The sequence below is a fragment of the Rhodococcus sp. 4CII genome (assembly GCF_014256275.1).
GTDB classification, from domain to species: Bacteria; Actinomycetota; Actinomycetes; order Mycobacteriales; family Mycobacteriaceae; genus Rhodococcus_F; species Rhodococcus_F wratislaviensis_A.
Map to the genome: position 1 here is coordinate 1,683,636 of NZ_JACCFE010000002.1, position 25,912 is coordinate 1,709,547.

Below are 25,912 nucleotides of genomic sequence, written 5' to 3' on the forward strand. Positions count from 1 at the left end.
CCGCACCACCCGAACCAATACGACTGCGGCGCATGCAATGCATGCGCCGCAGTCGTTTTCGTGTCTCTACAGCTTGACCATCGGGACGCCACCGATCAGCATCAGCCGGACCTTGCCCGCGCTACCGAAGTCGATCGTGACCGTCGCCGTCGGGCCGGCGCCCTTGGTCTCGAGAACCGTGCCGAGGCCGTACTTGTCGTGGCTGACGCGGTCGCCGACCGCGAGCACGAGGTTGTTGTTGCGGGAGCGCGCGGCACCGAAACTCGGGGTGCCGGCCGAACCGCCGCCGTACCCGGAGCCGCCGCCGAAGCCCTGACCGCCGTACCCCGATCCCCGCGCCCGGCCGCCGCCGATCGCGCCGCCCGAACCGATACGCGGTCCCGGGTCCTCGCGACGCCAGTGCAGGAGGTCCGACGGGATCTCCTGCAGGAACCGTGACTCGGGGTTCTGGATGGGCTGACCCCACGCCGACCGCATGACCGCGCGGGTCAGATACAGCCGCTGCCGGGCACGGGTGATGCCCACGTACGCGAGCCGCCGCTCCTCCGACAGCTCGGCGGGGTCGCCGAGCGCCCGCATGTGCGGGAACTGGCCGTCTTCCCACCCGGTGACGAAGACGACGGGAAACTCGAGCCCCTTCGCGGTGTGCAGGGTCATCAGGGTGACGACGCCCTCGTCGTTGTCGGGCAGCTGATCGGAGTCGGCGACCAGGGAGACCCGTTCGAGGAAGGCGGCGAGGGAACCGGGGTCGGGCTCGCCGTCGCGGGCGTCGACGTCGCCGTCCTCGGGCGGTTCGACGAGTCCGGCCGCGTTCCGCGCATCGGAGCTGAACTCACGGGCCACGCTGACGAGTTCGTTGAGGTTGTCGAGTCGCGCCCCGTCCTGGGGGTCGCTGCTCGCCGCGAGCTCGGCGCGGTAGCCCGTCCGCTCCAGGACGGCCTCGACCACGTCACCGATGTCGCCGAGCTGATCGGGCACGACGTCGTCGGCGGTCGTCTCGGGTGGCAGCAGGACCCGCAGTCCGTCCATGAGCTCGAGGAAGGCCGCGATGGCCTTCTGGGAGCGGGTGTTCAGCAGCGGCACCCGGCCCTCCCCACCGTCGCGCAGCGCCTCGGCGAAGCTGATGCCCCGCTGCTCGGAGTGCACGGCCACGCACGCCTCGGCGCGGTCTCCGATGCCGCGGCGCGGGGTGTTGAGGATCCGGCGGAGGCTGACGGTGTCGTCCTCGTTCGCAAGGACCCGGAGATACGCGACGACGTCGCGCACCTCCTTGCGCTCGTAGAACCGCACGCCGCCGACGACCTTGTACGGCACGCCGAGCCGAATGAAGATCTCCTCCAGGGCACGGGACGAGTTGTTGGTGCGGTAGAACACCGCGACGTCGCCGAACTTGGCGTCGCCGGAGTCGACGAGCTTGTCGATCTCGGACGCCACGAACGACGCCTCGTCGTGCTCGTTGTCCGCGACGTAGCCGGTGATGAGCTCGCCCTCGCCGGAGTCGGTCCACAGCCGCTTCTCGCGGCGACCGGTGTTCTTCGAGATCACCGAGTTGGCCGCCGACAGGATGTTCTGGGTGGAGCGGTAGTTCTGCTCCAGGAGGATGGTCCGGGCGTCCGGGTAGTCGCGCTCGAACTCCTCGATGTTGCGGATCGTGGCACCGCGGAACGCGTAGATCGACTGATCCGCGTCACCCACCACGCACAGCTCGGCGGGGGCGACCCGCTGGTCCGCGTCCTCGCCGTCCGCGATTCCGCCGACCAGCTCACGCACCAGCATGTACTGGGCGTGGTTCGTGTCCTGGTACTCGTCGACCAGCACGTGGCGGAAGCGGCGGCGGTAGTACTCCGCCACCTGCGGGAACGCCTGCAACATCGCGACCGTCTCGCCGATCAGGTCGTCGAAGTCCAGCGCGTTCGCCGAGCGCAACCGCTGCTGGTAGTGCCCGTACACCTTGGCGATCAACCTCGGCAGTTCCGCCGGCTCCTTGTCGGCGTCGGCGCTCGCCTGCTCCGGATCGACGAGTTCGTTCTTGAGATTCGAGATGTGGGTGGCGAGCAGTCGCGCCGAATAGCGCTTGGTGTCGATGTTCAGATCCTTGGCGATCATCGTCAGCAGGCGCCGCGAATCGTCCGCGTCGTAGATGGAGAAGTTCGAGTTGAGACCGGGCAGCAGCGCCGCCTGGGCCCGCAGGATCCGCACGCAACTCGAGTGGAACGTGGACACCCACATGCTGTTGGCGCGGGGCCCGACGAGGTGGGCGACCCGCTCCCGCATCTCCGCGGCGGCCTTGTTGGTGAACGTGATGGCCAGGATCTGACCGGGCATCACCCCCCGCTCTGCCAGCAGATAGGCGATGCGCCGGGTGAGCACCGCCGTCTTGCCCGAGCCTGCACCCGCGACGATCAGCAGCGGAGAACCGGCGTGCACGACCGCTTCCCGTTGCTGTGGGTTGAGGCCCTGCAAGAGGGCGTCGGAACCTGCGCGGGCGGGAGTGGCGGCGCGCGGAGTGGTCTCGACGCTCGTGGGAGAAGCCGTGCCGGAGATAGTGTTCATCGCCTATCAAACTTACCGGCGTGTACCGACAGCGTCACAGCCGCTTGGCCTGCGCGGTACCGCCATGGCAAACTGGTACACATGTTCAGACCGTCGTCGCGCCCCCTGTGGCGATTTTTTTACGGGTACCGGCCTCCGGTGCCCGTGAACTGAACAGCTCACGAGCCCCGAGGTCCGCACCGGATCCGGGGCTTTTTTCGTCAAACGAGCCTGGATCGGTAACGACTCGAGCCATAACAACGATCCAAGTTCTGACAAGAGGGAGACGAACCAATGAGCACTCAGACCGTCGCATCAGCCGCCAAGGACACCGCTGTTCCCACCAGCGAGGCCGAGATCGAGGTACTCCGCCAGGAGATCGACAAGCTCGACGCCGAGATTCTCGCCGCCATCAAGCGCCGCGCGGAGGTCTCACAGCTCATCGGGCGCACCCGGATGGCGTCCGGCGGTCCCCGCCTCGTCCACAGCCGTGAGATGAAGGTGCTCGAGCGGTTCAACGAGCTCGGCCAGGAAGGCCACACGCTCGCCATGCTGCTGCTGCGCCTCGGGCGCGGCCGCCTCGGTCACTGAGTTCGTCCTCGATCACCGAGTTCGCCGAAGCGGCCCGCCCGTTCACCGACAGCGGTCGTCACGGCTCGAGTGCCACGTATTTGGTGTCCAGGTACTCCTCGATGCCTTCACTGCCCCCTTCGCGCCCGAAGCCTGATGCTTTGACGCCGCCGAAGGGGGCAGCGGTGTCCGAGATGACCCCGCGGTTGACGCCGACCATCCCCGATTCGATGGCGTCGGCGACGCGGAGTGCACGATCCAGATCTTTTGTGAAGATGTACGACGCCAGACCGAACTCGGTGTCGTTTGCCGCGGCGACCCCCTCCTCCTCGGTGTCGAATCCGGCGATCGCGACCACCGGTCCGAACACTTCCTCTTTCAGGATCCGGGCCTGGGCGGGGATCTCGTCCAGCACAGTCGCCGGGTAGAAGTAGCCCGGACCTTCCGGCGCGACGCCGCCGAGCCGCACCCGGGCGCCCGCGCCGACGGCGTCCTGCACCAGTTCCCCGACCTTCTCGAGTTGATCCGCGTTGATGAGCGGGCCGAGCGTCGTGTCGGGGTCCGTGCCCGGGCCGAGTGTGTACGACGACAGCTTGTCGACGAGCTTGGTGGTGAATTCCTCGCGCACGCTGTTCGCGACGTGGAAACGGTTGGCCGCGGTGCAGGCCTCGCCGCCGTTGCGCATCTTGGCGAGGACGGCGCCCGCCACCGCCTTGTCGACATCCGCGTCGTCGAACACCACGAAGGGCGCGTTTCCGCCGAGTTCCATGGAGGTGCGCAGCAGCCCCTTCGCCGACTTCTCGACGAGCATCCGTCCGACGCCGGTCGAGCCGGTGAACGTGAGCTTCCGCAGTCGCGGGTCGTCGAGCAGCGGACCGGTCACCTCCCCCGACTTCGACGTCGGCAGCACCGACAGCACGCCCTTCGGCAGCCCCGCGTCCGCCATGACGTCGGCGAGCAGCAGCATCGTCAGCGGGGTCTCGGAGGCGGGTTTGACGATCATCGTGCAGCCCGCGGCCAGGGCGGGCCCGATCTTGCGGGTGCCCATCGCGAGCGGGAAGTTCCAGGGCGTGATCGCCAGACAGGGCCCGACGGGTTGCTTGGTGACGAGAATGCGTCCATTGCCCGCGGGAGCCGGTGTGTAGCGGCCGGCGATGCGCACGGCTTCCTCGCTGAACCACCGGAAGAATTCGGCGCCGTATTTCACCTCCGCCGCGCTCTCCGGCAGCGCCTTGCCCATCTCCAGCGTCATCAGCAGGGCGAAGTCGTCGGCCCGCGCGGTGATCTTCTCGAACACCGCGCGCAGCAATTCCCCCCGCTCCCGCGCCGGAGTCGCCGCCCACTCGCCCGCTGCCGCGACCGCGGCGTCGAGCGCTTTCATCGCGTCGGCAGGGCTGGCGTCCGAGACCTCGGTGAGGGCGTCACCGGTGGCCGGGTCGAAAACGGTGAAAGTGGCGCCGTTCTCGGCGTCGCGCTTCTCGCCGCCGAGGAAGAGGGTGGTGGGGACGGTTCGTATGAGTTCGACAGCATCCATGACGTCCATCATGCGCCGCACCGAAGTTCACACGGAAGTTTCGACGCGCGGGCATTAAGCTCAAATCTCGTGAGCTCAGACATCACCGGAACCGCTGCCTGGCAGAAATTGCGTGATCATCACGCTCAAATACAGTCCGTCCATCTTCGAGAACTCTTCGAGAAGGACCCTGCCCGCGGCCAGGAACTCACCGTCTCCGCCGGCGATCTGTACATCGACTACAGCAAGCACCGGGTCGATCGCGACACCCTCGGGTTGCTCCTCGAACTGGCGCGGGCCGCGGACGTGGAGGCACGCCGGGACGCGATGTTCGCGGGCGAGCACATCAACACCTCGGAAGACCGCGCCGTCCTCCACACCGCGCTGAGGCTGCCCGCCGACGCATCCCTGGTGGTCGACGGGCAGGACGTGGTGGCGGACGTCCACGACGTCCTCGATCGCATGGGTGACTTCACCGATCGCGTGCGCTCCGGCGAATGGCGCGGCGCCACCGGCGAGCGAATCAAGACCGTCGTCAACATCGGCATCGGCGGGTCGGATCTGGGCCCGGTCATGGTGTACCGCGCACTGCGGCACTACGCCGACGCCGGGATCAGCGTCCGGTTCATCTCCAACGTCGATCCCTCCGACCTGGTGCGCAGCCTGCAGGGCCTCGACCCGGCCACCACCCTGTTCATCGTGGCGTCCAAGACGTTCTCGACGCTCGAGACGCTCACCAACGCGACCGCCGCGCGGCGGTGGCTGCTCGCCGGGCTGGGCCTCGGAAACGATGCAGTCGCAAAGCATTTCGTTGCCGTCTCGACGCACGCGGATCGGGTGGCGGAGTTCGGGATCGACACCGCCAACATGTTCGGGTTCTGGGATTGGGTGGGCGGCCGGTACTCGGTCGATTCCGCCATCGGACTGTCGGTGATGGCGGCCGTCGGCCGGGAGCGGTTCGCGGAGTTCCTCGCCGGTTTCCACGCCGTGGACGAGCATTTCCGGACGGCGCCGCTCGAGGAGAACGCGCCGGTGCTGCTCGGGCTGATCGGACTGTGGTACTCGAACTTCTTCGGCGCCGAATCCCGTGCGGTACTGCCGTATTCCAACGACCTCGTGCGGTTCCCGGCGTACCTGCAGCAGCTGACGATGGAGTCGAACGGAAAGTCGGTGCGCGCCGACGGCTCCCCCGTCCCCACGTCCACGGGTGAGATCTTCTGGGGCGAACCGGGAACCAACGGTCAGCACGCCTTCTACCAACTCCTGCACCAGGGCACCCGGCTCGTCCCCTCCGACTTCATCGGTTTCGGCGAGCCCACCGACGACCTCCCCACCGCCGACGGCACGGGCAGCATGCACGATCTGCTGATGAGCAACTTCTTCGCCCAGACGAAGGTCCTGGCGTTCGGGAAGACGGCCGAGGAGATCGCGGCCGAGGGCACACCCGAACATCTGGTACCGCACAAGGTGATGCCCGGCAACCGGCCGTCCACCACGATCCTCGCGCCCAAGCTCACGCCGTCGGTGATCGGACAGCTGATCGCCCTGTACGAGCACCAGGTGTTCGTCGAGGGCGTGGTGTGGGGCATCGACTCGTTCGACCAGTGGGGTGTGGAGCTCGGCAAGACCCAGGCCGTCGAGCTGCAGCCGGTACTGACCGCAGCGGATGAACCCGCCGCGCAGAGCGATTCGTCGACGGACAGTCTCGTGCGCTGGTACCGCCGTCAGCGCGGACGGGCCTGATTCACCAGCTCTCGGTGGTGTAGACGCGGCCCGAACGATCCACCAGCCGGGCACGCAGTTCGTGCTGCTCGATCCACCGGATCGCACCGATCCCCCGGGCCAGGGCGGCCATGCCGGCCGCGTACGCCCAGAGTGCGTCGTCGGCGATCACCGTTACCGTCTCCCATTCGGTGGCGGTGGGCGGTTCGGTGAGCGGGGGCCCGAACGCCGTCGCCATCGCGGTCCCGTTCACCAACTCCACCTCGCCGTCGCCGGGCACCGGGATCTGCCAACCCCCCGCCGGGCAGTGGCCGGCCGTCGCGACGACGTCGCCGATACGCACGGCGGCCCCGCACTCGAGTTGGCGGGCGACCAGTTCCGCCGCCCGATCCACCGTGTCGGCCTTCGCGGTGTCGGTGATGTCGAAAGACGCACCCCACGGCGCGAACACGACGTCGTCGTCGATCTGGACGTCGAGGAAGCTGGGCGCCGGATGCACCGTGGGGATCAAGTCCTCGTCGGCGGATTCGGCGGCGAGCGGATTCACCACTCCGTCTGTCATCCGCGCAGCCCACAGTGCCGAACGCAGCAGTGCCGACATTCGCCTGCTGACCTTCACCGGGGCGCCCTGCGAAAGGTTGACCGCGTGGATCTCGGCGTCGCCGCGGTGGATGTCGCAGACCGATTCGGCCTCGTCGATGACGGCCGCGATCAACGCCGCGGCCTCCGGAAGGGCGGCGCCCTCGGTGACGTCGACCTCCACGACGGAACCCCACACCTTCCATTTCTCGACGCTAACCATGGTGTTCTCCGTGTGCGGTCCGAACAGCGCTGCAGTTCCAGTATGCGCTGGTTGTCCAGAGGCCGGCGTGCCGCGAGGGTCCCGCCCGGTCGTACACTTCGCTGGTGAGCGCCCGATTGAGCGTCGTCGACGAGATGTTCCTGCGCACCCACCGGGGGTTCGGAACGCCGATCGTGATGCAGGGACTGTGGCGTACCGACGACCGGGTGGAGGCAGCGACCCTCGACGTGCTGACCGCGGAACTCGCCCGGGGGCCGCTGGGCCGGCGGGTGGTGCGCCCGCGGATCCCCGGCGCGCGGCCCCGGTTCGAGCCCCGTGCCGACTCTTTTCCCGTCGAGTATTCCGAGATCGACGCCGGGACGGTCCTCGCGTGGGCGGACGAGCAGGGCGCGCTGCCGGTGGACCCCGAGCGTGGTCCCGGCTGGCGTCTGGCCTGCGCACGACCGGCCGACGGCGGCACGGTGCTGTCGCTGGTGTGCTCGCATGTGATCGCGGACGCGCGGGGTCTGGCGGCGGCCATCGCGGCCGCGCTGCAAGGCGGGCAACCGCTCGGCCCCGGAGGTGGCGCGGGAACTGTCGCGGACGTGTGGGACGCGACCCGGCTCGCCCGCCGCGTGACGGAGGGGACGGCGCGCGCGGTCGCCGGTCTCGCGGTGAGCGGGAGCCGCCGCGCGGAACTGCGCCGCTTCCTGCACGTGAGTGGGAATGCGTCCCCCGGCACGCACTGCCACTCACCTGTGTCGGCGGTGCTGGACGTGGACGCCGACCGGTGGGACGCCGTCGCCGATCGGGAAGGCGGCACCCCCAACAGCCTGTTCCTGTCCGTGGTGGCCGAGGTGGCGCGGCAAGACGGCGAATCCCGGCCGCTCACGATCAGCGTGCCGATGGATCTGCGCCGCCGTGACCACGCGCCGGGCACCGCCAACTCCGTCGCGATGGTCGAGGTGGACGTGTCCCCGTGGGCCACGGTCGCCGACGTGCGGGCGGCGAGCCGGGCGGCGTTCGCCGCGCCCACGATGACCAGTCCCGCCGGCTTCCCGGAGGAAATGCTGCAACTGGTCCCCGACCGGGTGGCGCACGCTCTGACCGGCAACCCCGGCGAGCGCGACGTGTTGTGTTCCAACATCGGGCCGCTCCCTGACACGCTCGGGTGGGTGGGCGGTCACCGGGCCACCGGAATCGTCACCCGCGCCGTACACCCGGGTGCCGTCACCAGCCGCACCCGGCTGTCCGCCTATCTCAGCCTCTTCGGAGGCCGCTACACGCTCGCGCTGGAGTCCCTGGACAGTCCGGGGCGCGCGGCGCTCCGCGAGCGGGCGGAGAACGTCCTCGCCGGGTACGGGCTCACCACGCGGGGCTGGTGAGGGCTACGACCTGGACGTGAGATCGGAGTAGGGCTGCCGCGCCGACTCCGGATCCCCGTAGGTGATGGCCCGCTCCCGGCGAGTCCGCGACGCCAGCGTGACGCCCCAGTTGAGCAGGGTGCCGAACCGGTTGCGGTACCCGGCGAGGAACGCGATGTGGATGACCCCCCACGACACCCAGCCGACGAACCCGGACATCCGGATCGGACCGGCCTGGAGCAGCGCGTGCCTGCGGGCGATGTACGCCGCGCTCCCGAGGTCGCGGTACTTGAAGGGTTTGCGGTCGGGCACCCCACCGGTGACGGTGCGGGCGATGCACCCCGCGGCGTGTCTGCCGCCCTGCATCGCGACCTCGGCCACGCCGGGGAGGTCGTTCAGCGACATCAGGTCTCCCACCACCCACACGTTGGGGTGACCGGGCACGGTCAGATCGGGTTCGACGGCGATTCGGCCACCCTGAACCTGCTTCACGCCCAACGCCTCCGCGAGAGCCGCGGCGAACGGCACGGCCTCGACACCCGCGGTCCACAGGATCGTGCGGGCCCCGTACCGCTTCTTGGTGTGGGTCGCATTCTTCGCCGTCGTCTCGATGCTGGTCTCGCAGACGTCGGTGACGTGCACACCGAGGTGCGTTTCGACGCCGACCTTGTCGAGGGTCCGCTGCGCCGCCGCCGACAGCTTCCGGTTGAACGACGGAAGGACGCGATCGCCGCCGTGGAACAGCAGCACCCGCGCCTCGCAGGGGTCGATGGACTGGAATTCGTTGGCGAGGGCGTGCATCGCGAGTTCCCGGATCTGGCCCGCCAATTCGACTCCGGTCGGCCCGCCGCCGGCGACGGCGAACGTCAGCCACGGTCTGCGTTCCTCCGGGGTGGGCAGCGATTCGGCCATCTCGAAGGCGCAGATCAGTTTTCGGCGGATGGCGAGGGCGTCGTCGAGGGTCTTCATTCCCGGCGCCCACTGGATGTACTCGTCGTGTCCGTGGTACGACTGCCGCATGCCCGCCGCGACGATCAGGTAGTCGTAGGGGAGGTCGAACGTGGACCCGTCGAATCGGCTGGCGGTGAGGATCCGGCGGTGGGCATCGATTGCGCGCGCCTCGCCGAGGGCGACGTGGACATTGTGGTTGCCGCGCAGCAGGTGGCGCAGCGGACTGCTGATCTCCCCCTCGGAGAGCAGGCCCGTCGCGCATTGGTAGAGCAGCGGCTGGAAGACGTGGCTGGTGCCCCGATCGAGGAGGGTGACGTCGACGTCCGTGTCGCGAAACCGCCGGGCCGCGTAGATTCCGCCGAATCCTCCGCCGATGATGACGACGCGTGGTCGTGAACGCTGCAGGCCGAGGGACGAGGATTCCTGGGCGGTCGTCATAGGTCAGTCCTACACGAACCGGGAAGTCCATGCATGAGGAAGGAACCTCAATGCGAGGTCGATTCCACGCCACCGTATTCCCGGGAGCGCGGCGCGGCTCGTCTCCTTCTCGATGGCCGCGACCATCGCGTCGACGCCGTCGTCGAGGGTTGCCGTCATCGTGGCGCTGTCGCCGGCCCGACCCGACATGTCGGTGGCGATGTAGCCGGGCAGCAGGGTGGTCACCGCGATCGGACTCTTCGCGAGTTCCGCGGTCAGCGCCTCGCCGAGGGCCGACACTCCCGCCTTGCTGGCGGAATACGCCGCCTTCGGTCCGGGCAGTCCGCGATCGGCGCTGATCGAGGACACCAGCACGAGGTGGCCGGAGTTCTGTTCGCGGAAGATCGCGAGGGCGGCCTCGCACTGGGACAGCGCACCGACGAAGTTGGTGCGCGCGGTGGCGAGGTTGGCGTCGGCCCGGCCCGTACCGATCTTCGCGCCCTTGCCGAGTCCGGCGTTGACGACGACGCGGTCGAGTCCGTTCAGTTCGTCGCGCAGTGCCCCGAAGACCCGGACGACGGCGTCGTGGTCGGTGACGTCGAGTTCGCGGACGGCGACGACGATTCCGGGATGCGCCGCCTGCAATTCGTCTCTCAGGGACTCGAGCCGTTCGAGGCGCCGCGCACACAGCGCGAGGTCCCGCCCCCGAGCCGCGAACCGACGCGCCATCTCCTCACCGAGCCCCGAGCTGGCCCCGGTGATCAGGATCTTCCGACGTGTCATTCCGCCACAGTATCTACCCGCCGGTAACAACGCGAGGGGCACGCCGGAAGCTCTGACATCCGGCACCCGAGCGGCTTACCGTTACAGGCATGACTGACTCGGGGAGCAGCGCGGAAGAGTTCGATGTCATCGTGATCGGGGGCGGCCCCGCGGGCGAGAACGCGGCGAGTTACGCCATCGCCGGCAGCGACCGCACCGTGGCGCTGATCGAACACGAACTCGTCGGCGGAGAATGCTCCTACTGGGCCTGCATGCCCAGCAAGGCGCTGCTGCGTCCCGGTGAGGTCCTCGGTGCGGCGCGCAACATGCCCGGGGTGTCCGCCGGCCCGCTCGACGTCGATGGCGTGCTGGCACGGCGCGACTCGTTCACCAACAACCACGACGACTCGTCGCAGGTGATGTGGGCCGACTCCCAGGGGATCGACGTCATCCGCGGTTCCGCGCGCATCACCGGCGAACGCACGGTGACGGTCGGCGGAACCCGGGAACTGCGTGCCCGGCACGCCGTCGTCGTCGCGACCGGAACGACAGCGGCGGTCCCCGGCACCCCCGGCCTGCGCGCGGCGTTGCCGTGGATCTCGCGCGACGCCACCAATCTGAGGGAGATCCCGCGCCGGGCCGTGGTGATCGGCGGCGGCGTGGTGGCCTGCGAGAGCGCGACCTGGCTGCTGGACCTCGGCGTGGAGGAACTGACGATGGTGGTGCGCGGCCGGGCACTGCTCCCGAAGAACGAACCGTTCGCCGGCGAACTCGTGGCCCGGTCACTGGAGAAGAAGGGCGCGCGGATCCTGTTCGGGGCGGACCTCCGCGGGGTCGAGCGGCCCGATGCGCGGGACACCGGCATCGGCCGCATTCACGGCGGCCCGGTGACCCTGGACGTGGCCGGCCGGGATCCCCTCGTGGCGGACGAGATCGTCGTGGCCACCGGGCGCACACCCGCGACCGCCGCACTCGGCCTCGATGCGCGACTGCTGAACTCCCACGGATACCTCGCGACCGACGACCATCTGACGACGGCGGACGGGTGGTTGTACGCCGTCGGAGACGCCAACGGTCGCGCGCTGCTCACCCACATGGGCAAGTACCAGGGCCGCGTCTGCGGCGACGTGATCGCCGCCCGCGCCGAGGGTAGACCGCTCGACGGGACCCGATTCCGCGCGACCGCCGACCACGGACAGGTTCCGCAGGTGGTGTTCGCCGCCCCGGAGGTCTCGGCCGTCGGGATCACCGAGCAGGAGGCGCGCGACGCGGGCGTGGACGTCGAGACCCTGGAGGTCGACATCGCCGTCGCCGGTTCGTCGCTGGCCCGCGACGATTTCAGCGGACACGCCAAGCTGGTGATCGACCGGGCCACCGACACCCTGGTCGGGGCGACGTTCGCGGGCACCGATGTGGGCGAACTCATCCACGCGGCCACCGTCGCGCTGGTCGGGAAGGTGCCGCTCGACACGCTGTGGCACGCGGTCCCGTCCTATCCGACGGTGAGCGAGGTGTGGCTGCGGCTGCTCGAGGCGAGGCGCTGACCGGGCGGAAGGGGCGACCGCTCGTCCGGTCTCCGTATAGTCGCCGACATGGCGTCTGACACTCTCACGACCGACACACTGGTGAGGACGGCCGACGGGGCGGTCCGCGGCCGGCGTGTCGGCGACCTGATCGCGTGGCGGGGAATTCCGTACGCGGCTCCCCCGGTCGGCCCGCTGCGGTTGCGCGCACCCCAGCCGGTCGCGCCGTGGTCCGGTGAGCTCGACGCCACCGAGTTCGGCGACGCCGCAGTCCAGCACAAGAAGTTCACCGCGCTGCGGCCGGGCAAATATCAGCCGAGCAGCGAGAACTGCCTGACGCTCAACGTGCTGGCCACTCCCGGCACGTCGGGGGCGCGGCCGGTGATGGTGTTCATCCACGGCGGCGCGTACACGCTCGGGATGTCGGCGACGGCCCTGTACGGGGGCGAGTCGCTCGTGCGCCGCGGCGACGTCGTGTACGTGTCGATCAACTACCGACTCGGGTCGTTGGGCTACCTCGACTTCACCCAGTTCTCCACCCCCGAACGGCCTTTCGACTCCAACCTCGGCCTCCGCGATCAGGTCGCGGCCCTCGCGTGGGTGCAACGCAACATCGCCGAATTCGGCGGCGACCCCGACAACGTCACCCTCTTCGGCGAATCCGCGGGCGCCAACGCCGTCACCACCCTGATGACCACCCCCGCCGCGAAAGGCCTTTTCGCCCGGGCCATCTCGGAGAGTTCCGCCCCCGGACTCGTCACCACGGCGGAGCGGGCGGCCCGCTGGGCGTCCGACTACATCACGCTACTCGGGGCCGAATCCGACACTGCCGCAGACATACTCAGCTCGTCACCGGTCGGCGCACTGGGCCGGGCCGGTAATCGCCTCGCCGCCAAAGTGCTGTCGGAGACGCCGGGGCTCCACCCGTTCGGACCCGTCATCGATGGCGACTTCCTGCCCGAACCGCCGCTCGACGCGTTCGCCGACGGCTCGGCGCACCGGGTTCCGCTGATCATCGGCACCAACGCCCGGGAGGGCACCCTGTTCCCGAAGGTGCTGGACGCCCTGCCGACCGACCCCGACCGGATCGGACGGATGTTCGCGCTCACCGACCCGGCCGCCGAGGCCCGCATCACCGCGGCGTACCCGGGCTATCCGGCGCCGGACGCCGCAGTCGATCTGGGCGGCGACCTGACATTCTGGAAGCCCTCGATCGAACTGGCTCAGGCGCACTCCGCGTACGCACCCACCTACAGTTACCGTTTCGACTTCGCGCCGCGCGCAATGAAGTGGCTCGGCCTGGACGCCACGCACGGGTTGGAGTTGTTCGCCGTGTTCGACATCGCCGACAGCCTGATCGGCCGCGGTCTCACCCTCCCGGGTGGGCGACGCGGACTGAAGGACGTGACGGATACCGTGCAGCGCCACTGGCTGCACTTCGCTTCGCAGGGAGCACCGTTGGCGTCGTGGCCCCTGTACGACACAGATCGGAGGGCAACTCTCGTGTTCGACACCGTCACCACCGTCCAGGACGACCCGCGCCGCGAGCGCAGGCTGGCCTGGGAGGGGTACGAAGGCTACTACGGGCAGGGCCTGTGAGCCGTCTCGAGATCGACACCGATGCCGGCGCCGTCGGAGGGCGCCGGATCGACGACCTGATCGCGTGGCGGGGCATCCCCTACGCCGCTCCCCCGGTCGGGCCTCTTCGGTTGCGGGCCCCGCAACCGGTCGAGGAGTGGTCGGATGTCCGGCGGACATTCCACTTCGGACCGCCCGCGCCGCAGCCGAGTGGGGATTCCGACGAGGACTGTCTGACCCTCAACGTGCTCGCTCCGGCGTCGCCATCGGCAACACCGAGACCGGTGATGGTGTTCATCCACGGCGGCGCCTACTCCGGAGGCAGCGCGTCCTCGTCGCTGTACGGCGGCCACAGCCTGGTCCGTCGCGGCGACATCGTGTACGTGTCGATCAACTACCGACTCGGGTCGCTGGGCTACCTCGACTTCACCCAGTTCTCCACCCCCGAACGGCCTTTCGACTCCAATCTCGGCCTCCGCGATCAGGTCGCGGCACTCGAGTGGGTGCAACGCAACATCGCCGAATTCGGCGGCGACCCCGACAACGTCACCCTCTTCGGCGAATCCGCGGGCGCCAATGCCGTCACCACTCTGATGACCACCCCCGCCGCGAAAAGTCTGTTCGCCCGGGCCATCGCCGAGAGCCCACCCGTCGCGTCCGCGTATCACCCGGAGCGGGCGGCGCGCTGGGCGCGCGAGTTCCTCGAGATCGCCGGGGTGCCGGTGTCCGAGGCCGCGGCCTGGCTCGGGTCCGCGGATCCCGCGGAGTTCGTCGAGGCGGGCACCACCCTGGCGCGCCGGGGCGCCGACGAGGAACCGGGAACCCGCGCGTTCGCGCCCGTCGTCGACGGTTTCTTCCTGCCCACCCATCCGCTGGACTGTTTCGAGTCCGGTTCCGGACATCCGATTCCCCTGATCATCGGCACGAACAGCCACGAGGGCCGGGTCTTTCCCCGGTTCCTGAACATCCTGCCCACGGATCCGCCGCGCATCGACAAGATGTTCTCGCACGTGGATCCGTCCGTGAAGGAACGGGCCATCGCCGCATACCCCGGTTATCCCGGTCGACGGGTGGCCGCGGATCTCGGCGGCGACGTGACGTTCTGGGAACCGTCCGTTCTCTGCGCGCAGGGCCACACGACCGTCGCACCGACGTACACCTACCGGTACGACTTCGCGCCCCGGTTGCTCCGGGTCCTCGGACTCGGCGCCACCCACGCGACGGAGCTGTACGCGGTGTTCGGGTTGACCGGACCGTGGGCGCGGGCACTGACCGCGCTCGGTGGCCGGCGCGGGCTTCGGGCGGTCATCGACACCGTCCAGACGCACTGGTTGCATTTCGCCCGATACGGGACGCCCGCGCCCGGTTGGCCGCGCTATTCGCCCGAGCGCCGGGAGACGCTCATCATCGACGACACGAGCCGGGTCGAGAACGACCCACGGGGTGAGCGCCGCCGGGCCTGGCAGGGGTACGAGCACCGGCGCTGAGGCGGGCGGGGTCTGCTGCCGTGCCGGCCCCGGTTCCTCGTCCCCGCCCCCACTGTTCGTTCCACGGTGCCGCCCTCCCGTTTGCCCTACTCTCGGAGGACCTGCATTTCGGGAGGCGAGCATGACCGAACCGAACGACCTCGCAGGCCGCACCATGGTGGTCACCGGTGCCACTGCGGGGCTCGGCCTGGAGACCTGCCGCCAACTCGCACGCCGCGGGGCCACCGTCGTCCTCGTCGGCCGGGACCAGGACAAGATCGACGCCGCGATCGCCGGTCTGTCCGAGAGCACCGATCGCGACAGGCTGTGCTCGGCGCTCACGGACCTGTCCTCACTCGACCGGGTCCGCAAGCTGTCCGGGGAACTGCTGCATCGGTTTCCGCGGATCGACGTGCTGATCAACAATGCCGGTGTCGACGCGGGGCACCGTCAGCTGACGGTCGACGGCATCGAAGCGACGTTCGCGGTGAACTACCTCGCGCCGTTCGTGCTGGCGACGACGCTGGCTCCGGCGATGGCGCAGGCGTCGACCGCCGACGCGGCCGGGTACCGGCATCCGGCGCGCATCATCGACATCAGCTCGTCCGGGCACCGCAGCGGGCACCTCGACCTCGACGACCTGGACGGCGCCAAGGACACGTTCCACGGCCAGCGGGCGTACAACAATTCCAAACTCGCCCTGACGCTGTTCACCCGCTCGTTGGCGCACCGGTCCGATCCCGCCCGACTGGTCGTCAATTGCGCCGACCCGGGATCGGTGCGCGGCACCACTCTCGGGAGGGATCGGCCGTTCGGTCACCAGGTGGTCGGGACGCTCCTGGCCCCGTTCACGGCCGAGGTCGCGAAGGGCGCCGAGACGGCGGTCTGGACCGCCACCGCTACGGAGTCCGGCAAGTTCACCGGCCGATACGTCAAGGGCTGCAAGGTTGTTCAGCCGAGCAAGGACGCCCGCGACCCGGAACTCGCCGCACGGCTGTGGGACGCGACCGAGGCCCTGCTGGCCGACCGCGGCTGACGCTCGTCAGTTCGGATCCTGGAAGAGCGACAGGACGTTGCCGTGCGGATCCCGGAACCACGCGACGCGGATGCCGTCCGGCGCCCGCCAGGCCGCGTGCTCGTCCTGGTCCATCCCGGGATACTCGGTGAACTCGATGCCCTTGCTGCGCAGCGACTCGACGACCCCGTTCAGGTCGGCGACCTTCCACCCCAGCACCGTGTACCCGGTGTCGGCCTTCGCCTGCACGAGCGTGACCCGGAGCAGCGCGCCGTTGCAATCGAGCGCCAACGCGAACTCGTCCCGCGAGACGAGCGTCAGCCCGAGGGTCTCCACATAGAACATCTGCGAGACGTCCAAGTCGGTGCTGGCCACGAAACTGACGAGCTCACCCTGAAGACTCATGAATCAACTGTGCCCCGCACACCTGCACGCAGGCAAGGGCGCGGGGTCACCCACGGCGGCATCCCGTGACCCGGGGCACACGGACGGAGGAGCGCAAGTTAACGTCGATTCGACAGGTCGTCTCGCACCGGAATGAGGAACTCGCGTGTCTGCTCCAATGTCAGAGAAGAAGGGCCCCCTCGCGGGCATTCGCGTCGTCGAATTCGCAGGCCTCGGACCGGGCCCACACGCCGCCGCCCTCCTGGCCGATCTCGGCGCCGACGTCGTCTGCGTCCAGCGTCCGGGCGGAATCCCGCCGGAGGGCCCGTACGACCAGATCCAGCGCGGCCGCCGCGTCGTCGAGGCCAACCTGAAGGACCCCGCACAGGTCGAGAAGGTGCTCGGGCTGATCGAGCGGGCCGACGTCGTGATCGAGGGCTTCCGCCCGGGCGTCACCGAGCGGATGGGCCTGGGCCCCGACGTCTGCCTGGAACGCAACGAGCGACTGGTGTACGGACGGATGACGGGCTGGGGCCAGGAGGGCCCGCTGGCCAGCGCCGCCGGGCACGACATCAACTACATCTCGCTGACCGGCGTCCTGCACGCCATCGGGCGCAAGGGTGAGCGCCCCGTGCCGCCGCTCAACATGGTCGGCGACTTCGGCGGCGGTTCGATGTTCCTGATCTTCGGCATCCTGTCGGCCCTGGTCGAGCGCCAGTCGTCCGGCAAAGGCCAGGTCGTGGACGCGGCCATGGTGGACGGCGCGCTGGCCCTGTCGCACATGATGTGGGCGTTCCGCGGCCGCGGCGTCTGGTCCGACGAGCGCGGCGTCAACCTGCTCGACACCGGTGCGCCGTTCTACGACACCTACGAGACGTCCGACGGCAAGTACATGGCCGTCGGCTCGATCGAGCCGCAGTTCTACGCTCTGCTGCTCCAGGGCCTCGAACTCGACCCCGCCGAACTGCCGCAGCAGATGGACATCTCGTCGTGGCCGCAGATGAAGAAGGTCTTCGCCGAGAAGTTCCTGTCGAAGACCCGCGACGAGTGGGCTGCCATCTTCCTCGGCACCGACGCCTGCGTGTCCCCGGTGCTGACGTTCGCGGAGGCGCCGTCCAACGAGCACATCGCCGCCCGCGGCTCGCTGATCGACCTCGACGGCGTCACCCAGCACGCCCCGGCGCCGCGGTTCTCCCGCACCCCCGCCGGAGCACCCACCCCGCCGGCCCGTGCGGGCGTCGACATCGACACCGTCTGGACCTGACAGGTGAGTGGCGAAGTGCGCTCCGGCACGCTTCGCCACTCGCGTGATCAGACGACGAGGGACGGTTCCGCGAGCTCACGGTCGACCGCCAGCGTCTCGTACGCCGCCGCGATACCGTCGACGCCGCGGCGCAGCTCGGCGGACGTGCGCGCGTACGGGAGCCGGACGAACCGCTCGAATGCGCCCTCCACCCCGAACCGCGGTCCCGCCGCCAGCAGCACCCCGAAGTTGGGGGCCGTCGCGGCGAGCGCCGTCGACACCGGCGCGGGCATCCGCAGCCACAGCGACATCCCTCCCGAACCGATGGTCGGGATCCAGTCCGGGAGACGGTCGGCGAGAGCGTCGAGCATCGCGCTCCGCTGTTCGCGCAACTCCGCCCGGCGACGCGCGAGGACGAGTTCGTCGTCGGAAAGCAGATGCGCCGCCGCGAGCTGGTCCATCACCGGCGTACCCAGATCCACCGCGGCCCGCGCCCCGGCGAGCCGGGTGATCAGCGCGGGATCGGCCCGGATCCACCCGACGCGCAGCCCACCCCAGAACGATTTGGCAGCCGACCCGATCGTCACGACCTCCGACTTCGCCGCTCCCCTGCCGTGCGCCGCGACCGGGGCCGGGGACGGTTCGTCCAGCCACAGGTCGACCATCGTCTCGTCGACCACCAGCGTCATCCGGGTATCGCGCGCGATCCGCGCCAGTTCGGCTCGCCCCGGCGCGTCCAGGCACAGTCCAGTCGGGTTGTGGAAGTCCGGGATCAGGTACGCCATCCGGGCCGCCGTCTGCCGGGCCGCGCTCCGGATGCCGTCCAGATCCCACGCCCCGGACGCACCCCCCTCCGGACGGACGGGAACCGGTACCGGACGCGCACCGACCCTGCGGATCGCCTCCAGCGCGTTGGGGTAGGTGGGGTGATCGACCAGCACCCGTTCCCCCGGCGCCGTCAGCACGTTGAGGAGCAGCCGCAGCGCGTGCTGAGCACCCGAAGTGACCATGATCTGCTCGGGCGAGGTCTCGAGTCCCCGCGCCCGGTACCGGGCCGCGATCACGTCCCGCAGCGCACCGATCCCCACCGGCTCCATGCCGTGAGTCGGGAGGAACTGTGGAAGTGATTGCAACGCATACGCGTACGCCTGCTCGACCGCCTCGGCCGGCGCCGCCATCGCCGCGTAACTGAGGTCGACCACCGCACTGTCCGAGCCCGGCTGGTGCGCCCGGAACATCAACCCGTTCTGCCGCGCCCCCAGCGGCAGCGCCACCGTGCTGCGTGACCCCTGCCGGCTGAGGAGATAGCCCTCGTCCCGGAGCACCGAGTACGACGACGTGATCGTGGTCCGGCTCAATTCCAGCACCGACGCCAGTTCGCGCTCGCTCGGCAACGCGACACCCAGTGGGATGCGGCCGTCGTGCACGAGCAGGCGGATCCCGTCGGCGAGCGCCCGGTACGCCGGCCGCGCCGCCGAGCGGCGACCGCTGTCGTCCTGCCAGTTACCGAGGTCCCTGGCCAGGGAGCGGGCTCCGAGCACACGAGTCATCATGCAGTCCAGTATCAACCACTTGGCTATTCATCTCCAAGCCAGTTCCCACGAAGCTCGGATTCATGACGACAGCGATCACCCTCGTGTGCATGGTCCTCCTGGCCGCAGCTGTGGCACACTACGGCCCCAAAGAGGGAGGTAAGGGACTGTTTCGCCTGGAGCAGTTCCGGGTCGGCGCCCCGCTCGGCGGGATCTTCCCCGACAGGCCGAACAGTCCAGATTCCGCGGACTGGACCTCCCGCATGTGAATGCGAATATGTGCCCGGGGACGCCGTGGCACTCATGTGGGGTCAGCGCGGTGGCGGCAGGACCTGAGTGAACAGCACCGTTCCGGCCGCGTCGAGGAGATCCACCCGCAACTCCGATGTCTGCCCGTCGATGAACACCTCACCGAAGTGCTGGTATCCGTCGAGCGGCGACGAGTTGGGTGCGGGCGGTGCGTGCACGAACACGGCCTCGGGGCCGAACGTGGCATCGAGGTCGTTGGGACCGAACCCGCCCGCGTTGAGCGGTCCGGACACGAACTCCCAGAACTCGTCGAAATCCTGGTACGCGGCGCGCTCGGGCGAGTAGCGGTGCGCTGCGGTGTAGTGCACGTCCGCCGTCAGCCAGACGGTCCCGGTGATCCGGCCCGCCTTGATCGCCGACAGCACCTGGGCGATCTCCGATTCGCGCCCGGAGGGCCGACCCGGATCCCGGTTCGCGACACCCTCGAACGCCGTGTCGCCGTCCGGGACCACCACGCCGAGTGGAAGGTCGTTGGCGATGATCTTCCACGTCGCCGTCGACGCACCGAGTTCGCGGATCAGCCAGTCCTTCTGCGCCGCACCGAGAATCTGACCGGCCGTACCCGTGTTGGTCCCGTTCGCGTCCTTGTAGGTGCGCATGTCGAGGACGAAGACGTCGAGCAGCGGTCCGTAGCCGATCTTGCGGTACACCCGACCGTCGACCGCCTCGGCCGGTTCGAGCGGCAGCCACTCGTGGTACGCCTGGAATGCCCTCTGCGCCAGCACGTCCACGTTCTTCTCCGTGTACGCATCGAGGTCGAGCACCTCACCCGGGTACCAGTTGTTGACGGTCTCGTGGTCGTCCCACTGAACGATCTGCGCCACAGACGAATTGAACCTGCGGTAGTTGTCGTCGGTGAGGTTGTACGCGTACTGGCCGCGGTACTGGTCCAGCGTCTGCGCGACCGTGCCCTTCGCCTCACTGACCGTGTTCCGCCACACGCGTCCGTCCGGCAGCGTGACGGACTCCTTCAGCGGGCCGTCCGCGTAGACGACGTCGCCGGAGTGCAGGAACAGGTGCGGGTCCCGCGACGCCATCGTGTCGAAGATCCGCATTCCCCCGACGTCCGGGTTGATTCCGTATCCCTGACCCGCCGTGTCCCCGGACCACTGCAACCGAATGTCGCCGGGTGCGCTCGGAGCGGTCCGGAAGACGCCCGTCACCGCCTCCGACGTCGCGCCGTCGTCGCCCTCGAGGGTCACCCGGTAGTGCACCTTCTGCCCGGTGGGGAGTCCGGTCAACCGCAGCGTGCCGGTGCCGTCCGTGTCCGGGGTGAGCAGCCCGCCCTCGTGGCGCACCGGGTCGATGAACGACTCGGTGGCGGAGGTCTCCACGATCATCGTCGCTGGACGGTCGGATCGCGCCCAGACGAGTGCGCCGTCGGCTCGCACGTCCCCGGCCGCGACACCGTGCGTGAGGCTGGGCCGATCGCGGACCAGCGCCGGGCCCGAACCGCCGGAGCCGGAGCACGCCGCCGCAGGAACGGCGAGCAATCCGAGCGCGGTGGAGCGGAGCAGGGTGCGGCGGGACAGATACACGGAACATCTCCTCGGTCGGCGAACCTCGAGGATGTCCAACGGCGGGCAACGGAAGGTGAACGTCGGATGTGCGGGGCATACTGGATTGGTGACCACAGGAATCGCCCTGTTCGACACCGCTCTCGGCACCTGCGCCATCGCCTGGCGGGCCGCCGGGATCGTCGGCGTGCAACTGCCGGAAGGCTCGCCCGAGGCCACCCGGCAGCGTCTCGAACGCTGCTTCCCGGATGGGGTCGAGCACCAGCCGCCGGCCCCGGTCCAACAGGCCCTCGACGGGATACGCGACCACCTCGGCGGCGCGCTCGACGATCTGCGGTGGATCGACCTCGACTTCGAGAGTGTCCCCGAATTCGACTGCACCGTATACGACATCACCCGCGGCATCGACCCGGGCACCACGCTCACCTACGGCGACATCGCGGCCGAACTCGGCAAGCCTCATGCCGCGCAGGCCGTCGGCCAGGCCCTCGGCCGCAACCCGCTGCCGATCGTGATCCCCTGCCATCGCGTCCTCGCCGCCGGTGGACAGGTGGGCGGCTTCTCCGCGGGAGCGGGCACACTCACCAAACGTGAACTACTCGCGCTCGAGCACACCCCGGGTTTCGACGACCCAGTGCTGTTCTGACCGGCTGCGGCAGAGCACTGCTCGGCCGCGGTACGGCCCTGCGCGGCGTCGGTACGGCGCTGCTCGGCGTCGGTACGGCGCTGCTCGGCCGCGGTGGGTCGCCGAATGTCACCGTGGTTCAGTTCGACTGAACCGCGGTGACATCGGGCGGTGAGCGTCCGGCGACAGGCCGGCGAGTTCGCGCGCCATTGCGCCCGCCGCCGCCATCCTGTCGCCGTCGGGAACCCGGAGCGTCCGGACCACCCGCTGATCCAGTCCGGTGGCGCGGGCACAGCCGAGCACGAACGCCTGCCCACCGGCGACGAGCGCCCGTTCCACGGCGTGGACGAACGCGTCGACCGTCGACCTCCGGTCGCCCTCGAAGACCGAGACACCGAGATCCGTCGAGACCACGGCCATGCACCTGCCTGGGTCCGACTGGTCGCGACGAGAATCGAACGTCTCCAGGGCGGCGGCCGCGGCGTGGAAGCTGTCGTACCACCCGCCGACGGGTGCCCGAGTGCTCGCTTCGACAGTCCTGATCATCAGCCCGAATGTATCTCGACTCGCCGAATGTCGCATCGGTTCAATTCAACTGGACCGATGCGACATACGGCGACGCGCGAACGGGGCTACCGCACCACGTCGCGGCGGACGATGGTCTCGTCGCGGCCGGGGCCGACGCCGATGCAGGAGATGTACGCGCCCGACAGCTCCTCGAGACGCAGGACGTAGTTCTGCGCGTTCTTCGGCAGTTCCTCGAAGGTCCGGGCGTGGGAGATGTCTTCCCACCAGCCGGGCATTTCTTCGTAGATCGGCTTCGCGTGGTGAACGTCGGACTGCGACATGGGCATTTCGTCGTACCGGACACCGTCGACGTCGTAGCCGACGCAGATCGGGATGGTGTCGAGGCTGCTCAGCACGTCGAGCTTGGTGAGGAAGTAATCGGTGATGCCGTTGACACGCGTTGCGTAGCGGGCGATCACGGCGTCGAACCAGCCGGTGCGACGGGCACGGCCGGTGGTGACACCCACCTCGCCGCCGGTCTTGGCCAGGTATTCACCGTTCTGGTCGAACAATTCGGTCGGGAACGGGCCCGACCCCACCCGCGTGGTGTACGCCTTGAGGATGCCCAGCACCGTGGTGATCTTGGTGGGTCCGATGCCCGAACCGACCGCTGCGCCACCGGACGTCGGGTTGGACGAGGTCACGTAGGGGTAGGTGCCGTGATCGACGTCGAGGAGCGTGCCCTGCGAGCCCTCCAGCAACACCGTCTCCCCGCGCTCGAGGGCCTGGTTGAGCTGCAGTCGCGTGTCGGCGATGCGGTGCTTGAATCCGTCGGCCTGCTCGAGCACCTCGTCGACGACCTGCTGCGGGTCGAGGGCCTTGCGGTTGTAGATCTTGACGAGCACCTGGTTCTTGAACTCGAGTGCCGCCTCGACCTTCTGGGCGAGGATCTTCTCGTCCAGTACGTCCTGCACGCGAACACCGACACGGGCGATCTTGTCCTGGTAGCAGGGCCCGATACCGCGGCCGGTGGTACCGATCTTCTTGGCCCCGAGGAAGCGTTCGGTGACCTTGTCGATGGCGACGTGGTACGGCATGATCAGGTGCGCGTCGGCCGAGAGCAGCAGGCGGCTGGTGTCCACGCCCCGCTCGTCGAGTCCGGCGAGTTCGGTGAGCAGCACTCCCGGGTCCACCACGACGCCGTTGCCGATGACGTTCGTGACGCCCGGCGTGAGGATTCCGGACGGAATCAGATGCAGCGCGAACTTGTCGCCGTTGGGAAGAACCACGGTGTGTCCGGCGTTGTTACCGCCCTGGTAGCGCACCACCCACTGCAGGCGTCCGCCCAGTAGATCGGTAGCTTTGCCCTTGCCCTCGTCGCCCCACTGGGCGCCGATCAGGACGATTGCCGGCATGACGTTGTCTCCTACGGTCGACGTACAGTCGTATCCGACTGCGTGGTCCTGCCGTTCGTAGGCAGTGGCCGGGGGAACAGTCTAGCCGAGGGCTCGGAGAACAGACCCCACAGTCCGGCGGCGGAGGCCAACTCGGGCGTGCCACTAGGATGATCCGAAAGGGAAGCTGCGGAAATCGCGGCGGGACATCCGGGCGAGGAGTGGCGTTGACCCCCGTAGTGCTCATTTGCGGCGACGTGCCGCTTCCCCTGCCTCTGGGGTCCATTTCGGCCTCGAGCGCACCCACTGTCCCGGACAAGGACGACTTCGACGAGGTCTTCTCCAAACTGCAGGTGATCACGGAACCGCGACTGATCGTGGTGGGCAGCGACGCCGCACTCGCCGCCACCCTGACCCGGTTGATGCGCACCGAGCGCCTGCACATCGAACTGGCGTACGTCGCCGAGCATCGTTCGGACGCCACCGACGCCTACCATTTGTCCGCCGGCGCCCGTGGGGCCCGCACCGCGTTGAAGGGGACGGCCAGGCCGGTCCCCCTCGTCCGCGACGATGCGGGAATCGCACTCGTCGGACGCGCCACCGTCACGGGCCCCGGCGCAGACCCTCTCGTCGGCGAGGCCTACGTCGACGACACCCGGTTGTTCTCCGGGACGACGACGAGCATGACCGTCACCCCGACCCCCCGGATGCCCGGCCTGCGTGCCTCGGTCGAACCACGCCGGCGCTGGCTGCCGCGCCGCTGGGTGGAGGGTCGCGCCGTGCAACTCGGATCACCCGCCGCGGCGCTCACCCGCGACGGCGTCCCCAACCCCCGCGACGTCAAACGGTCGACGTTCTACCGCCACGACCAAGAGTGGTTGCTGGTGCGATGAGCCTGCCCAGGGCGGGGACCACCGCGGTCCGTCCCAGCCCGGTCTTCCTCCTGGTCGTCGCCGTCGCGGTCGCCGGCGGTGTTCTCGCCTGGCGGGCCGGACTGCAGTCGGTTCTCGGACACGTCGGGGTGTTCCTGCTGGTGGTCGCGGGATGGGTGGTGACCCTCTGCCTGCACGAGTTCGCACACGCGTACACGGCGTGGCGGCACGGCGACACCGACGTCGAGGTCCGCGGCTACCTCACCCTCAACCCGTTGAAATACAGCCACCCCCTGCTGTCGATCGGCCTGCCGGTCCTGTTCATCGCCCTCGGCGGGATCGGGCTGCCCGGCGGTGCCGTGTACCTGCGCACCGGGTTGTTTCCACCGAAGGTCCAGGCACGGGTGTCGCTGGCCGGGCCGGCCGTGAACCTGGTGTCGGCGATCGTTCTGCTCGTCGTGATCCGCTCGTTCGGCCTGGACGGCGATCACACGGTGTTCTGGGCGGGACTGAGCTTTCTCGCGTTCCTGCAGGTGATGGCCACGGTGCTCAACCTCCTGCCGGTCCCGGGACTCGACGGCTACGCCGCACTCGAGCCGTTCCTGCCGCCCCGCACCCGCCGGTCCGTCGACCAGTACAAGCCGTACGGACTGCTGATCCTCGTGGCACTGCTGTTCGTGCCTTCGGTCAACGTGGTGTTCTTCGACGTCATCTACCGGCTGTTCGAACTGTCCGGGGTGCCGGAGATCTACGCGCAGTACGGCAACCGTCTGATGCGCTTCTGGCTTTGACCTGTGATTACTTGCTAACCGCGGGCGGTTGACAAGTAATCACAGGTGGCGCCGGTGCGCCTCCTCCTCGGTGAAGTTGGGCGTCAGCCGCAGGTCCCGCAACGGCACCTCCCGGTCCGGACTGCGGACCTCGACGCGCACGGGGTCACCGGTCGCGTCGTCACTCAGTGCGAGGGGCGGTCCGTAATCGGCCTGAAGGTACTTGTCGCCCCACTGCATCAGCGCGAGGACGGCGGGCAGGAGGTCGCGCCCCTTCTCGGTGAGCACGTACTCGTACCGGGTGCGCTGCCCGGGTTCCCTGTACGGACTCCGCTCGAACAGGCCCTCCGTCGTCAATTTCCGCAGTCGGGCCGCCGCCACCGCCTCCGTGATGCCGACCCGTTGCGCGAAGTCGTCGAATCGCGTGGTGCCGTAATACGCCTCCCGCAGGATCAGGACGGCCGAACGCGTGCCGACGATGTCCATCGCCTTGGCGATGGAGCAGTGCGTCGTTCGCCAGGTGTCGCGATCTGCGAGAAAGCTGTCCAATCGTGCCGCGTCCATG

General features: G+C 69.1%; 23 protein-coding genes. 12 read left to right on the forward strand and 11 right to left on the reverse strand.

Going from position 1 to position 25,912, the window contains the following annotated elements; all coding sequences use genetic code 11:
* Nucleotides 1–66 precede the first annotated feature (66 nt).
* Entirely contained in the window at nt 67–2,553 is a 2,487-nt protein-coding gene (gene pcrA / locus H0B43_RS08730; RefSeq protein ID WP_185728283.1) for a DNA helicase PcrA, read from the reverse strand.
* Between the two features lie 273 nt (nt 2,554–2,826).
* Between pcrA and H0B43_RS08735 the strand changes: the two genes are divergently transcribed.
* Nucleotides 2,827–3,123: a chorismate mutase gene (locus H0B43_RS08735; protein WP_185728282.1), complete on the forward strand. Its 297-nt coding sequence runs from the start codon at nt 2,827–2,829 to the stop codon at nt 3,121–3,123.
* 58 nt (nt 3,124–3,181) lie between these two features.
* On the opposite strand, the gene H0B43_RS08740 is transcribed toward H0B43_RS08735, so the two are convergent.
* The gene (locus tag H0B43_RS08740) at nt 3,182–4,636 is read right to left on the reverse strand and encodes an NAD-dependent succinate-semialdehyde dehydrogenase (RefSeq protein ID WP_185728281.1); all 1,455 of its coding nucleotides are present in this window, start codon (nt 4,634–4,636) and stop codon (nt 3,182–3,184) included.
* A 69-nt stretch (nt 4,637–4,705) separates the two neighbouring features.
* Here H0B43_RS08740 and pgi point away from each other — a divergent pair, with 69 nt between their 5' ends.
* Complete coding sequence (pgi, locus tag H0B43_RS08745) at nt 4,706–6,358, forward strand: glucose-6-phosphate isomerase (RefSeq protein ID WP_185728280.1); 1,653 nt, start codon at nt 4,706–4,708, stop codon at nt 6,356–6,358.
* 1 nt (nt 6,359) lies between these two features.
* On the opposite strand, the gene H0B43_RS08750 is transcribed toward pgi, so the two are convergent.
* Nucleotides 6,360–7,139: an FAD:protein FMN transferase gene (locus H0B43_RS08750; protein ID WP_185728279.1), complete on the reverse strand. Its 780-nt coding sequence runs from the start codon at nt 7,137–7,139 to the stop codon at nt 6,360–6,362.
* Between the two features lie 104 nt (nt 7,140–7,243).
* On the opposite strand from H0B43_RS08750, the gene H0B43_RS08755 reads away from it, so the two are divergent.
* Complete coding sequence (locus H0B43_RS08755; protein ID WP_185728278.1) at nt 7,244–8,503, forward strand: hypothetical protein; 1,260 nt, start codon at nt 7,244–7,246, stop codon at nt 8,501–8,503.
* A gap of 3 nt (nt 8,504–8,506) precedes the next feature.
* On the opposite strand, the gene H0B43_RS08760 is transcribed toward H0B43_RS08755, so the two are convergent.
* Together H0B43_RS08760 and H0B43_RS08765 are read right to left on the reverse strand one after the other, a co-directional pair.
* Nucleotides 8,507–9,871 (reverse strand): NAD(P)/FAD-dependent oxidoreductase, encoded by a 1,365-nt coding sequence (locus H0B43_RS08760; protein WP_185728277.1) that lies wholly within the window; start codon nt 9,869–9,871, stop codon nt 8,507–8,509.
* Nucleotides 9,872–9,880: 9 nt separating this feature from the next.
* Nucleotides 9,881–10,633, reverse strand: coding sequence for an SDR family oxidoreductase (locus H0B43_RS08765; RefSeq protein ID WP_185728276.1), 753 nt, complete (start codon nt 10,631–10,633; stop codon nt 9,881–9,883).
* A gap of 89 nt (nt 10,634–10,722) precedes the next feature.
* On the opposite strand from H0B43_RS08765, the gene H0B43_RS08770 reads away from it, so the two are divergent.
* The 4 genes from H0B43_RS08770 (at nt 10,723) to H0B43_RS08785 (ending at nt 16,215) form a co-directional block, all read left to right on the forward strand.
* Nucleotides 10,723–12,156 (forward strand): NAD(P)/FAD-dependent oxidoreductase, encoded by a 1,434-nt coding sequence (locus tag H0B43_RS08770; RefSeq protein ID WP_185728275.1) that lies wholly within the window; start codon nt 10,723–10,725, stop codon nt 12,154–12,156.
* 48 nt (nt 12,157–12,204) lie between these two features.
* Nucleotides 12,205–13,734, forward strand: coding sequence for a carboxylesterase/lipase family protein (locus H0B43_RS08775; RefSeq protein WP_185728274.1), 1,530 nt, complete (start codon nt 12,205–12,207; stop codon nt 13,732–13,734).
* On the forward strand, nt 13,731–15,200 hold the full coding sequence (locus H0B43_RS08780) for a carboxylesterase/lipase family protein (RefSeq protein ID WP_185728273.1): 1,470 nt from the start codon (nt 13,731–13,733) through the stop codon (nt 15,198–15,200). Before H0B43_RS08775 ends, H0B43_RS08780 begins: the two co-directional genes overlap by 4 nt.
* A gap of 121 nt (nt 15,201–15,321) precedes the next feature.
* Nucleotides 15,322–16,215 (forward strand): SDR family NAD(P)-dependent oxidoreductase, encoded by an 894-nt coding sequence (locus H0B43_RS08785; RefSeq protein WP_185728272.1) that lies wholly within the window; start codon nt 15,322–15,324, stop codon nt 16,213–16,215.
* Nucleotides 16,216–16,221: 6 nt separating this feature from the next.
* Here the strand turns inward: H0B43_RS08785 and H0B43_RS08790 are convergent, their stop codons facing one another.
* Nucleotides 16,222–16,599, reverse strand: coding sequence for a VOC family protein (locus H0B43_RS08790; protein WP_185728271.1), 378 nt, complete (start codon nt 16,597–16,599; stop codon nt 16,222–16,224).
* A gap of 145 nt (nt 16,600–16,744) precedes the next feature.
* Here H0B43_RS08790 and H0B43_RS08795 point away from each other — a divergent pair, with 145 nt between their 5' ends.
* The gene (locus H0B43_RS08795; RefSeq protein WP_312033859.1) at nt 16,745–17,842 is read left to right on the forward strand and encodes a CaiB/BaiF CoA-transferase family protein; all 1,098 of its coding nucleotides are present in this window, start codon (nt 16,745–16,747) and stop codon (nt 17,840–17,842) included.
* 47 nt (nt 17,843–17,889) lie between these two features.
* Here H0B43_RS08795 and H0B43_RS08800 read toward each other — a convergent pair whose 3' ends face one another.
* Complete coding sequence (locus H0B43_RS08800; protein WP_185728270.1) at nt 17,890–19,374, reverse strand: PLP-dependent aminotransferase family protein; 1,485 nt, start codon at nt 19,372–19,374, stop codon at nt 17,890–17,892.
* Between the two features lie 62 nt (nt 19,375–19,436).
* On the opposite strand from H0B43_RS08800, the gene H0B43_RS08805 reads away from it, so the two are divergent.
* Entirely contained in the window at nt 19,437–19,622 is a 186-nt protein-coding gene (locus H0B43_RS08805) for a hypothetical protein (protein ID WP_185728269.1), read from the forward strand.
* Between the two features lie 42 nt (nt 19,623–19,664).
* On the opposite strand, the gene H0B43_RS08810 is transcribed toward H0B43_RS08805, so the two are convergent.
* The gene (locus H0B43_RS08810) at nt 19,665–21,200 is read right to left on the reverse strand and encodes an alkaline phosphatase (RefSeq protein WP_185728268.1); all 1,536 of its coding nucleotides are present in this window, start codon (nt 21,198–21,200) and stop codon (nt 19,665–19,667) included.
* A 31-nt stretch (nt 21,201–21,231) separates the two neighbouring features.
* On the opposite strand from H0B43_RS08810, the gene H0B43_RS08815 reads away from it, so the two are divergent.
* Nucleotides 21,232–21,825 carry a methylated-DNA--[protein]-cysteine S-methyltransferase gene (locus tag H0B43_RS08815; RefSeq protein WP_252189844.1) on the forward strand — a complete coding sequence of 198 codons (594 nt, stop codon included), beginning with the start codon at nt 21,232–21,234 and terminating at the stop codon, nt 21,823–21,825.
* Between the two features lie 108 nt (nt 21,826–21,933).
* Here H0B43_RS08815 and H0B43_RS08820 read toward each other — a convergent pair whose 3' ends face one another.
* Both H0B43_RS08820 and H0B43_RS08825 read right to left on the reverse strand, forming a co-directional pair.
* Nucleotides 21,934–22,350: a racemase gene (locus H0B43_RS08820; protein WP_252189843.1), complete on the reverse strand. Its 417-nt coding sequence runs from the start codon at nt 22,348–22,350 to the stop codon at nt 21,934–21,936.
* 86 nt (nt 22,351–22,436) lie between these two features.
* Nucleotides 22,437–23,726 carry an adenylosuccinate synthase gene (locus tag H0B43_RS08825; RefSeq protein ID WP_185728265.1) on the reverse strand — a complete coding sequence of 430 codons (1,290 nt, stop codon included), beginning with the start codon at nt 23,724–23,726 and terminating at the stop codon, nt 22,437–22,439.
* Between the two features lie 218 nt (nt 23,727–23,944).
* Between H0B43_RS08825 and H0B43_RS08830 the strand changes: the two genes are divergently transcribed.
* A complete protein-coding gene (locus H0B43_RS08830) occupies nt 23,945–24,598 on the forward strand; it encodes a hypothetical protein (RefSeq protein WP_312034030.1) in 654 nt (217 codons plus the stop codon).
* Nucleotides 24,595–25,368 carry a site-2 protease family protein gene (locus H0B43_RS08835; RefSeq protein ID WP_185728263.1) on the forward strand — a complete coding sequence of 258 codons (774 nt, stop codon included), beginning with the start codon at nt 24,595–24,597 and terminating at the stop codon, nt 25,366–25,368. Before H0B43_RS08830 ends, H0B43_RS08835 begins: the two co-directional genes overlap by 4 nt.
* A 39-nt stretch (nt 25,369–25,407) precedes the next feature.
* On the opposite strand, the gene H0B43_RS08840 is transcribed toward H0B43_RS08835, so the two are convergent.
* Nucleotides 25,408–25,911 carry a helix-turn-helix domain-containing protein gene (locus H0B43_RS08840; protein ID WP_185728262.1) on the reverse strand — a complete coding sequence of 168 codons (504 nt, stop codon included), beginning with the start codon at nt 25,909–25,911 and terminating at the stop codon, nt 25,408–25,410.
* Nucleotide 25,912: the final 1 nt, after the last annotated feature.

What these genes read in the sequence shown, in the direction of transcription:
- H0B43_RS08790 (WP_185728271.1), bottom strand. Translation starts at nt 16,599, where the DNA reads ATGAGTCTTCAGGGTGAGCTCGTCAGTTTCGTGGCCAGCACCGACTTG.
- H0B43_RS08825 (WP_185728265.1), bottom strand. Translation starts at nt 23,726, where the DNA reads ATGCCGGCAATCGTCCTGATCGGCGCCCAGTGGGGCGACGAGGGCAAG.
- H0B43_RS08760 (WP_185728277.1), bottom strand. Translation starts at nt 9,871, where the DNA reads ATGACGACCGCCCAGGAATCCTCGTCCCTCGGCCTGCAGCGTTCACGA.
- H0B43_RS08750 (WP_185728279.1), bottom strand. Translation starts at nt 7,139, where the DNA reads ATGGTTAGCGTCGAGAAATGGAAGGTGTGGGGTTCCGTCGTGGAGGTC.
- pcrA (WP_185728283.1), bottom strand. Translation starts at nt 2,553, where the DNA reads ATGAACACTATCTCCGGCACGGCTTCTCCCACGAGCGTCGAGACCACT.
- H0B43_RS08785 (WP_185728272.1), top strand. Translation starts at nt 15,322, where the DNA reads ATGACCGAACCGAACGACCTCGCAGGCCGCACCATGGTGGTCACCGGT.
- H0B43_RS08775 (WP_185728274.1), top strand. Translation starts at nt 12,205, where the DNA reads ATGGCGTCTGACACTCTCACGACCGACACACTGGTGAGGACGGCCGAC.
- H0B43_RS08735 (WP_185728282.1), top strand. Translation starts at nt 2,827, where the DNA reads ATGAGCACTCAGACCGTCGCATCAGCCGCCAAGGACACCGCTGTTCCC.
- H0B43_RS08765 (WP_185728276.1), bottom strand. Translation starts at nt 10,633, where the DNA reads ATGACACGTCGGAAGATCCTGATCACCGGGGCCAGCTCGGGGCTCGGT.
- H0B43_RS08835 (WP_185728263.1), top strand. Translation starts at nt 24,595, where the DNA reads ATGAGCCTGCCCAGGGCGGGGACCACCGCGGTCCGTCCCAGCCCGGTC.
- H0B43_RS08820 (WP_252189843.1), bottom strand. Translation starts at nt 22,350, where the DNA reads ATGATCAGGACTGTCGAAGCGAGCACTCGGGCACCCGTCGGCGGGTGG.
- H0B43_RS08800 (WP_185728270.1), bottom strand. Translation starts at nt 19,374, where the DNA reads ATGATGACTCGTGTGCTCGGAGCCCGCTCCCTGGCCAGGGACCTCGGT.
- H0B43_RS08840 (WP_185728262.1), bottom strand. Translation starts at nt 25,911, where the DNA reads ATGGACGCGGCACGATTGGACAGCTTTCTCGCAGATCGCGACACCTGG.
- H0B43_RS08770 (WP_185728275.1), top strand. Translation starts at nt 10,723, where the DNA reads ATGACTGACTCGGGGAGCAGCGCGGAAGAGTTCGATGTCATCGTGATC.
- H0B43_RS08740 (WP_185728281.1), bottom strand. Translation starts at nt 4,636, where the DNA reads ATGGATGCTGTCGAACTCATACGAACCGTCCCCACCACCCTCTTCCTC.
- H0B43_RS08815 (WP_252189844.1), top strand. Translation starts at nt 21,232, where the DNA reads ATGTCCAACGGCGGGCAACGGAAGGTGAACGTCGGATGTGCGGGGCAT.
- H0B43_RS08805 (WP_185728269.1), top strand. Translation starts at nt 19,437, where the DNA reads ATGACGACAGCGATCACCCTCGTGTGCATGGTCCTCCTGGCCGCAGCT.